The organism is Kitasatospora sp. NPDC059599, assembly GCF_042735125.1.
Classification (GTDB): domain Bacteria; phylum Actinomycetota; class Actinomycetes; order Streptomycetales; family Streptomycetaceae; genus Kitasatospora.
This window is the reverse complement of the sequence record NZ_JBHWCL010000061.1, coordinates 39,580-49,709: the sequence shown is the minus strand read 5'-3', so window position 1 is coordinate 49,709 and position 10,130 is coordinate 39,580. Positions and strand designations below refer to the sequence as shown.

Sequence of the window (10,130 nt, the reverse complement as noted above, 5' to 3'; positions counted from 1 at the left end):
GGAGCGCGGGTTGGGGGTGGACTGGTCGGGTGCGTTCCCGGGGGCGCGGCGGGTGGACCTGCCGACGTACGCCTTCCAGCGCAGCCGCTACTGGCCCGAGCCGGCGCCCACCGCGGCGGCCGATGTGGGCGCGGCCGGGCTCGATCCGGCCGACCACCCCGTCCTCGGAGCGGCCATCGAACTGGCCGACACGGGTGAACTGCTGCTCACGGGCCGGATCTCGCTGCGTACCCACCCCTGGCTCGCCGACCACGCGGTGGCCGGTACGGTCCTGCTGCCCGGCGCGGCCTTCGCGGAACTCGCGGTACGCGCCGCGGACGAGGCCGGCTGCCACACGGTGGAGGAACTGACGCTCCAGTCACCGCTGTTGATACCCGCCGACACCGCCGTCCGCCTGCAGGTTCGGGTCGGCGCCACGGACGCGCACGGCAGCCGCTCACTGGACCTGTTCTCCTGCCGCGAGGACGCGGCGACCCCGCACTGGACCGCGCACGCGACCGGCAGGCTCACCGCCGACGCCACGACCCGCGAGCCGTCGTCCTCAGCCGTACCGGACGACGCCGGCTCCTGGCCCCCGCCCGGCGCCGTCCCGATCCCCGTCGACGACCTGTACGAGCGGTTCCGTGCCTCCGGTTACGGCTACGGACCCGCCTTCCGCGGGCTCACCGCTGCCTGGCGCCGGGGTGACGAGATCTTCACCGAGGTACGTCTGCCCGAGGACCAGCACCGGTCCGCCTCCGCCTTCGGCGTGCACCCCGCCCTCCTGGACGCCGCCCTCCAGGGGCTGTTCCTGCGGGCTCGGCCGGACACCGGATCGGGCCCGGACCGGCCGTCCGCCGGACTGCCGTTCTCCTGGAGCGGAGTCAGGCTGCACGCCTCCGGAGCCACCGCGCTCAGGGTACGGCTCGGCTTCCGGCCGGACGGATCGGTGTCGATCGACGCGACCGACCCGAACGGCCTCCCCGTCGCGTCGGTCGAGGCGCTCGCCGTCCGCCTGATCGACCCCGACACCCTCCGCCCGGGCGGCGGCCCGGAATCCCTCTACCGGGTGCAGTGGTCGGCGGTGCCCGCCACCGCACCCGCCGACCCCCTCGGGCACTGGGCCGTCCTCGGCGGCCGGGAACTCTTCCCGGACAGCCATCCGGACCTGGCCGCGCTCGGCGCCGCGCTGGACGGGGGAGCGCCGTCGCCCGCCGCCGTGCTGGCCTGGTGCGACCACACCCCGGACCTCCCGTCCCCGCCCGACGCCGCATCCGTGCACACCGCACTGGACGACGCCCTGCGGCTCGTCCAGGACTGGCTGGCCGACCCGCGGTGGGACGACGGCACCCGGCTCGTGCTCGTCACCCGGGGTGCGGTCTCCACGGCAGCCGGCGAGGAGGTCACCGACCTCAGCGGCGCCGCGGTCCGCGGCCTCGTCCGCTCCGCCCAGTCCGAGCACCCGGACCGCTTCCTGCTGATCGACACCGACGACCCGGCCGCCGTGGCCGGCCTGCTGCCCCGGGCACTGGCCGGAACGGAACCCCAACTGGTGATACGCGGCGGAGAGCTCCTCGCCGCCCGCCTCACCAGGGCCACCGTCGCCACGGACCCGAACCCGGCCCCGGACACACCGTCCGGTATTGCCGCGGCCGGGGGAACCGTCCTCGTCACCGGGGCCGGCGGCGCGCTCGGCGGCCTGGTGGCACAGCACCTCGTCACCGCGCACGGCGTACGGAACCTGCTGCTCGTCGGCAGGCGCGGCACGGACGCCCCGGGCCTGGCCGACCTCGCCGCCGAACTGCGCGGCCTCGGCGCCCGGGTGGACGTGGAGGCCTGCGACGTCGCCGACCGGGACGCGCTCGCCGCGCTGCTCGCCGGCATCCCCGCCGACCGCCCGCTGAGCGCGGTCGTCCACGCGGCCGGCGTCCTGGACGACGGAGCGATCGAGTCGCTGACCCCCGGGCGGATGCGCCACGTCCTGCGGCCCAAGGTCGACGCAGCCCTCAACCTGCACGACCTCACCCGTGACCTCGCGCTGTCGGCCTTCGTCCTGTTCTCTTCCGCGTCCGCCACGGTCGGCAACGCCGGGCAGGGCAACTACGCGGCCGCCAACGCCTTCCTCGACGCGCTCGCCCAGCACCGCCGTGCCCTGAAACTGCCCGCCCAGTCGCTCGCCTGGGGCCTGTGGGCGCGCCGCAGCACCATGACCGGCACGCTCACCGCCGCCGACCTGCGGCGGATGTCCCGGGGAGGCACCGCGGCCATCGGCAGCGAAGAGGGCCTGGCCCTGTTCGACGCGGCGCTCACCCTGGACGAACCGCTGCTCGTCCCGGTCAAGATCGACCTCGGCCGGCTCCGGACGGCAGCCCGGACCGGACCCGTCCCGGCCCTGCTCGCCGCCCTGGTCCCCGGTACCGCACGCCGCCCCGCCTCCGGGGCGGACGCCGCGGAAGCGGACTCGCTGCGCCGCCGGCTGACCGGCCTCACCCCGGAGGAACGCGTCGCCACCCTGCTCGACCTGGTACGGAGCCGGGTCGCCGACATCCTCGGCCACGGCGGACCCGAGGCCGTCGACCCGGACCAGGCGTTCAAGGACCTCGGCTTCGACTCGCTCACCTCCGTCGAACTCCGCAACCGGCTCGGCGCCGCCACCGGCCGCCGGCTGCCCGCCACCCTGGTCTTCGACCACCCCACCCCGGCCGCCGTCGCCGCCCACCTCACCGGGCGCCTGGTACCCGACGGGCCGGGCGACCCCGCCGGCACCGGGAAGGCCGCCGGGGCGCACCTCGCCGACCGGCCGGAGACACCGGACACGCCGGTTCCCGCCGCCGACATCGACGCCATGGCCGTCGACGAACTCGTCCGGATGGCCCTGGGCGGCGCACGTGACTGACCGACAGCCGCAGAAGGAGAAGCCCGACCCCATGCCCACCGACACGGACCAGGTGGTCGCCGCCCTGCGCGCCTCGCTGGTGGACAACCAGCGCCTGCGGCAGGAGAACCGACGGCTCCGCGACGACTCCGCCGAGCCCATCGCCATCGTGGCGATGAGCTGCCGCTACCCCGGCGGCGTACGCACCCCGGAAGACCTGTGGGAGCTGCTGGTCAAGGAACGCGACGCGGTCTCGCCGTTCCCCACCGACCGCGGCTGGGACGTCGAGGGCGGCTTCGACGCCGACCCCGACGCCCCCGGTACCTTCTACGTCCGGGAAGGCGGCTTCCTCCACGACGCGACCGGCTTCGACCCCGGCTTCTTCGGCATCTCGCCGCGCGAGGCCCTGGCCATGGACCCGCAGCAGCGGCTGCTGCTGGAAGCGTCCTGGGAAGCGGTGGAACGCGCGGGCATCGACCCGGCGACCCTGCGCGGCAGCCGCACCGGCGTCTACACCGGAGTGATCTACAGCGAATACGGGTCCCGGCTCGGCCGGGTGCCCGACGAAGTGGAAGGCTTCCTCGGCACCGGCACCATCCCCAGCGTCGCCTCGGGCCGGATCGCCTACACCCTGGGCCTGGAAGGCCCGGCGGTCACCCTGGACACCGCCTGCTCGTCCTCCCTGGTCGCCGTCCACCTCGCCTGCCAGGGGCTGCGCTCCGGCGACACCACCCTCGCCCTGGCCGGTGGGGTGACCGTGATGTCCACCCCCGGCCTGTACGTCGGATTCAGCCGCCAGCGCGGCCTGGCACCCGACGGACGCAGCAAGTCCTTCTCGTCCGCGGCGGACGGAGCCGGGTTCGGGGAGGGCCTGGGCCTGCTCCTGCTGGAACGGCTCTCGGACGCCCGGCGCGCGGAGCACCCCGTCCTGGCCGTCATCCGCGGCTCGGCCGTCAACCAGGACGGCGCCAGCAACGGGCTGACCGCCCCGAACGGGCCCGCGCAGCAGCGCGTCATCAACGGGGCGCTCGCCCGTGCCGGTCTCGACCCGTCCGAGGTCGACATGGTGGAGGCGCACGGCACCGGCACCGTCCTCGGCGACCCCATCGAGGCGCAGGCGCTCATGGCCACGTACGGGCAGGACCGGCCCGCCGGGCGGCCGTTGCGGCTGGGCTCACTGAAGTCCAACCTGTCCCACACCCAGGCCGCCGCGGGCGTCGGCGGGGTGATCAAGTCGGTGCTCGCGATGCGGCACGGCGTGATGCCGCGCACCCTGCACGTCGACCGTCCCTCGGCCCGGATCGACTGGACCGAGGGAGCCGTCTCCCTGCTCACCGAGGCCGCACCCTGGCCGGAGACGGGACGTCCGCGCCGGGCCGGGGTGTCCTCCTTCGGCGCCAGCGGCACCAACGCCCACGTCATCCTCGAACAGGCCCCGGCCGACCCGGCAGCTTCCGACGGGCCCGCCACGCCGGAACCGGTGCCCGCCGTCGTCCCCTGGATCCTGTCGGCGCGTACTCCGGATGCGCTGCGCGCCCAGGCGACGGCGCTGTACGAGCGGGTGGTGGCGGAACCGGGCCTGAGCGTGACGGACGTCGGCCATTCGCTGGCGGCGGGGCGTTCGCGGTTCGCGGAGCGCGCGGTGGTGGTGGGGGCGGACCGGGGCGAACTGCTGGCCGGTGTCGCCGCCCTGTCGCGGGGCGTGCGTGCGGCGGGCGTGACGGTCGGCAGCGGGCTGCCCCCGGGTCGTTCGGTGTTGGTGTTCCCGGGTCAGGGTTCGCAGTGGGTGGGGATGGCTGCGGAGCTGTTGGCCGAATCGGCTGTGTTCGCGGGGCGGATGGCGGAGTGCGAGCGTGCGCTGGCGCCTTATGTGGACTGGTCGTCGGCGGAGGCGCTGGGCTCGGAGCGGTTGCTCGCCCGGGTCGACGTGGTGCAGCCGGTGCTGTGGTCGGTGATGGTGTCGCTGGCGGAGGTGTGGCGCTCGTTCGGCGTCGTTCCGGACGCGGTGGTGGGCCACTCCCAGGGCGAGATCGCCGCCGCGGTGGTGGCGGGTGGCCTGAGCATCGACGACGGGGCGCGGGTGGTCGCGCTGCGTTCCCGTGCGGTGGGGGCGTTGGCGGGCCGTGGCGGGATGGCGTCGGTGCCGCTGCCGGTGGACGTGGCACGGGAGCGCATCGCCCCGTGGGCGGGCCGGCTCTCGGTGGCGGCGGTGAACGGCCCGTCGTCGGTGGCGGTGTCGGGCGACGCCGACGCGGTCACGGCCCTGGTGGAGGAACTCCTGGAGGAAGGGGTGTGGGCGACCCGGATCGAAGCCGAGTTCGCGTCGCACTCCTCGCACGTGGAGCGGATCCGCGAGCGCCTGCTCTCCGACCTGGACGGGATCACCCCCCTCGCGGGTGCGGTGCCGTACTACTCCAGCGTGACCGGCGGCCTGCTGGACACGAAGTCCCTGGGTACCGAGTACTGGTACCGCAACCTCCGGCAGACCGTCGAGTTCGAGCGGGCGACCCGCTCGCTCCTCGCGGCCGGGCACCGCGTCTTCATCGAGGCCGGCCCCCAGCCCGCCCTGATGTACGCGATCGAGGACACGGCCGCCGACGCGGGCGCCCCGGAGACGCTGGTGCTCGACACCCTGCGGCGCGGGGCCGGAGGGCTCCGCCGACTCCAGCTCGCGCTCGCCGAGGCACACGTCCGGGGCCTGCGCGTCGACTGGGAGCGACTGTTCGCGGGAACCGGTGCCCAGCGGGTGGACCTGCCCACCTACGCCTTCCAACGACGCCGCTACTGGCTGGACGCCCTGCCGGCCGACCGGGACCGGACGGCCACCGGCCAGTCCGCCGCGGACCACCCGCTGCTCGGCGCCGCGGTCGAACTGCCCGACGACGCAGGCACCCTCTTCACCGGCCGGCTCTCCTCGGCCACCCACCCCTGGCTCGCCGACCACGCCGTGGCCGGAGCCGTGATCCTGCCCGGCGCGGCCCTCGTGGAGCTGGCCGCGCACGTGGGCCGCCGCCTCGGCTGCGCCCTCGTGGAGGAGCTGACCCTCGCCGCCCCGCTGCTGCTGCCCGACGATCAGGCCGTGCAACTGCGCGTCCGGGTGGGCGCCGAAGACGGCACAGGACGGCGCCCGGTGGAGTTCCACTCCCGGCCCGAGGCCGCCCCCGGCTCCGCCGACCGGCCCTGGACCCGGCACGCGACCGGCGCGGTCGGCCCCCGGGACCCCTCGGCCGACCGGGACGACACGACCGAACCGGCCGGCACGTGGCCCCCGCCCGACGCGGTCCCCCTCGACGTGGACGAACTGTACGGGCTGCTCGAAACCCGGGGCGTCGCCTACGGCCCGGCGTTCCGGGGCCTGCGCGCCGCATGGCGCACCGCAGACGCGATCCACGCCGAAGTGGCCCTGCCCGACGGACTCCCCGCCGGCGGAGCGGGCGGCTTCGGCGTGCACCCGGCCCTCCTGGACGCGGCCCTCCAGACGACCGGTCTGCGCGAAGGCGCCGCGACCGCGGAGCCCGCCGACGGCGTCCCCCTGCCGTTCTCCTGGCAGCGCGTCGCGATCGAAACCTCCGACGCGCCGGTCCTGCGCGTCCGGCTGCGCCCCGACGGCCCGGACGCCGTCACCGCGCGGATCACCGATCCCTCGGGGCGCACGGTGGCGACGGTCGGCTCGCTCACCCTGCGCACGGCGTCCACCGCCGCACTGCGGGCGTCCTCCGGCTCCGTCTTCCACGTCGGCTGGACGCCGGTCACTGCCGGGCCCGGCCCGCGCCCGGTCACCCGCTGGGGCCTCCTCGGCCCGCAGGACGAGCGGCTGCTGCCGGCCGCCTTCCCCACCGAACCCCCGTCCGCGACACCCGACGCGATGCTGCTGACCTGCCCCCCGTCCGCCGACACCGTGACCGCGGACGCCCCCGCCCGGGACGCGGACCCCGCGGCGGTGCACGCGGTCGCGTCCGGGGTCCTGGACCGCCTCCGGGCCCACCTGGCCGACGACACCACCGCCCGTACGCCCCTGGTGGTGCTCACCCGGGGCGCGACCGGCCCGCTCGGCGCGCAGCCGCAGCCGGCGGACCTCGGTGCGGCGGCCGTCTGGGGCATGCTCCGAGCCGCTCAGCTCGAACACCCCGACCGGTTCGTGCTGCTGGACACCGAAGGGCCGGACCCGGACGGTCTCGGCGACGCGCTCGCCGAACTCCTCGCCACGGGCGAACCACAGGCGGCCCTGCGCGGTGGCGTCCTGTACGCGCCCCGACTGATACGGCCCCCGGTCACCACCGCCACGGCCACCGCCACGGTCACCACCGCCACGGCCACCGCGACCCGGCCGGCCGGCCCGTTCGGGCCGTCCGAAGGGACGGTACTGGTGAGCGGGGGCGGCGCTCTCGCGGCCGTCCTGGCGCGCCATCTGGTCGTCGCGCACGGGGTACGCCACCTCCTCGTGCTGAGCCGCCGCGGCGCCGACGCCCCCGGCATGCCGGAGCTGACGGCGGAGCTGGCCGAGGCCGGAGCCGAACTGGCCGCCGTCAGCTGTGATGTGTCCGACCGTCAGGCACTGGCCGCCGCCCTGGCGGCCATCCCCGAACGCCATCCGCTGTGCGCCGTGGTCCACACCGCCGGAGTGCTCGACGACGGTCTGCTGGACGGGCTGACGGGTGAGCGGATGACCGCCGTCCTGCGGCCCAAGTTCGACGCCGCCCGGTACCTCGACCAGCTGACGCGCGGAGCGGACCTGTCCGCGTTCGTCGTCTTCTCCTCCGCCGCGGGCGTGCTGGGCAGCCCCGGCCAGGCGTCCTACTCGGCCGCCAACGCCGCGCTCGACGCCCTCATCGCGGAACGCCGACGGCTCGGGCTCCCCGGCCTGTCCCTGGCCTGGGGGCCCTGGGAGCGGGTGAGCGGGATGACGGCGGAGCTCGGCGGGGCCGACCGGCGGCGCATCGACCGGCGCGGCGCCCGCGGCCTCTCCGACGAGGAGGCCATGGCCCTGCTGGACACGGTGTGCGCCGCGGACGCCGCCCCGCCGGGAGACGGGAGCCCCGTCGTCCTGGCCCACCTCGACCTCACCGTGCGCGGCGACGGCCCGGTGCACCCGATGCTGCGCTCCCTGGTCCGGCGCAGCCCGACCGCGACGACCGGAGCGAAGGGGACGCCGACCGCCGCCGCAGCGCTGCGGCACCGGCTCGACGCCGCCGCCGACGAACAGGGACGCGAGCTGGTCCTGCTTGACATCGTCCTCGCCGAGGCCGCCGACGTCCTCGGCCACAGCGACTCCGGGGCGCTGTCCGCGACGGTGCCCTTCCTCTCCGTCGGATTCGACTCGTTGACCGCGGTCGAGCTCCGCAACCGGCTGGCCGCTGCCACCGGACTGCGGCTACGGCCCTCCGCCGTCTTCGACAGCGGCACCCCCGCCGCGCTCGCGGCGCGTCTCGCCGCCGAGGCCCGGACGGACGACACCCCCCGGCCCGAAACGGCACCCGCAGCCGGAACCGCCGCAACCGGAACCGCCACGACCGGAACCGACACCGCCGACACCGACCCGGTGAGCGTGCTGTTCCGCCGGGCCTGCGCACTCGGCCGGATCGACGAGGGCATCGCCCTGCTCAAGCACGCCTCCGCCCTGCGCCCGGCCTTCCCCAGCGGCAGCGACCTCGCGGCCGCCGGCACCGGCCCGCGGCTGCTGCGCCTGAACGAGCGCGCCGACGCCCCCGTACTCGTCTGCTTCGGCTCCATCGTCGCCCTCGGCGGTGCCCACCAGTACGCCCGCTTCGCCGCCCGCTTCCGGGACCGCTACGCCGTCGCCGCCCTGGACGCCCCCGGATTCACCCCCGAGGAGGAACTGCCCGCCGACATGTCGGCCCTGCTGGACTTCCAGGCGACGACACTGCTCCGGGAACTGCCCGGACGGACGCTCGTCCTGGCCGGCTCCTCCTCCGGCGGCACGCTCGCCCACGGAGTGGCCGCCGCGCTGGAGCAGCGCGGCGAGGGCCCGGCGGCCGTGGTGCTGCTGGACACCTACCTCTCCGACAACGAGGGCATCACCCAGTTCAACGACGTCCTGCTGGGCGGCATGTTCGACCGCGAGGACCGGGCGGCCCCGATGGACGGGACCAGGCTGACCGCGATGGGCGGCTACTTCCGTCTGCTCGACGACTGGAAACCCCCGGCGGTCCGCGCCCCGCTGCTGCTGGTCCGCGCCTCCACCCCGCTCGGCCGCCCGTCCGCCGAAGCCGGTGACTGGCGCTCGTCCTGGGCCGGTGCCGACACCGTCGTCGACGTTCCCGGAGACCACTTCTCGATCATGGAACAGCATGTCGCGACCACCGGCGACGCCGTCGCCGACTGGCTCGGCACCACCCTCCGCACCCCCGAAGACCTGTGAAACCGAAGGAGAGCCCGTTGACCACGGCCCCGTACGACGATTCCCCTCCGCGACACGCCCTCACCGTGCTGGGAGCCGGGGTGATGGGCGTCGGCATCACCGTCCTCGCCCTCGGACACGGCCTGCCGGTCCACTTGGTCGACATCGACCGGGAACGGCTCGACCGGGCCACGGACCTGATCGACGGCGACCTCCGGCTGGCCGAGCTGATGGGCGCCCTGCCCGCCGGGACGCCCCTCGGCGCCCTGGCCACCGGCACCTCGCTCAAGGCCGCCGCCGGAGCCACCGCCGTCGTCGAGGCGGTCACCGAGAACGCCGCGACCAAGGCCGCCGTCCTGTCCGAGGTCTCCGGGCTGGTCCGGCCCGGAACCCTGCTGATCACCAACACCTCCTCGATCCCCGTCGACGAACTGGCCGGGGCCGTGGAGCGGCCGGAGGATCTGGTCGGCACCCACTTCATGAACCCGCCCTACCTGATCGGCACCGCCGAAGTGGTCCGAGGCGCCAAGACCGGGGACCCGGCGATGGCCGCCGTGGCGGCCCTGCTCACGGCGCTGCGGCGGCGGGCGGTGGTCGTCCGGGACGCACCCGGCTTCGTGACCAGCCGCATCCTGCACCCGATGATCAACGACGCGGCCCGGGTCGTGGAGGAGGGCACGGCGACCGCGGAGGACGTCGACGCCCTGATGCAGGGCTGCCTGGGACACCCCACCGGCCCGCTGCGCACCGCGGACCTGATCGGCATCGACAACCTCGTCGACTCCCTCACCGTGCTCCACGAACGCACCGGCGACGACGGCTGCCGCCCCGCCGAACTGCTGCTCCGGCTGGTCCGCGAGGGCCGGCTGGGCCGCAAGTCCGGGCGCGGCTTCTACGACTACACCTGATCACCCCGAC

Annotated in this window: 3 protein-coding genes; all 3 read left to right on the top strand. The window is 75.5% G+C overall.

Annotation, left to right across the window (positions count from 1 at the left end):
- Positions 1-2,875: type I polyketide synthase (locus ACFV04_RS21945; protein WP_380531340.1), on the top strand; the 2,875-nt coding region annotated here is incomplete at its 5' end.
- 31 nt (positions 2,876-2,906) lie between these two features.
- The gene (locus ACFV04_RS21940) at positions 2,907-9,233 is read left to right on the top strand and encodes a type I polyketide synthase (RefSeq protein WP_380531337.1); all 6,327 of its coding nucleotides are present in this window, start codon (positions 2,907-2,909) and stop codon (positions 9,231-9,233) included.
- 17 nt (positions 9,234-9,250) lie between these two features.
- A complete protein-coding gene (locus ACFV04_RS21935) occupies positions 9,251-10,120 on the top strand; it encodes a 3-hydroxyacyl-CoA dehydrogenase family protein (protein WP_380341573.1) in 870 nt (289 codons plus the stop codon).
- The last annotated feature ends 10 nt before the right edge of the window (positions 10,121-10,130 follow it).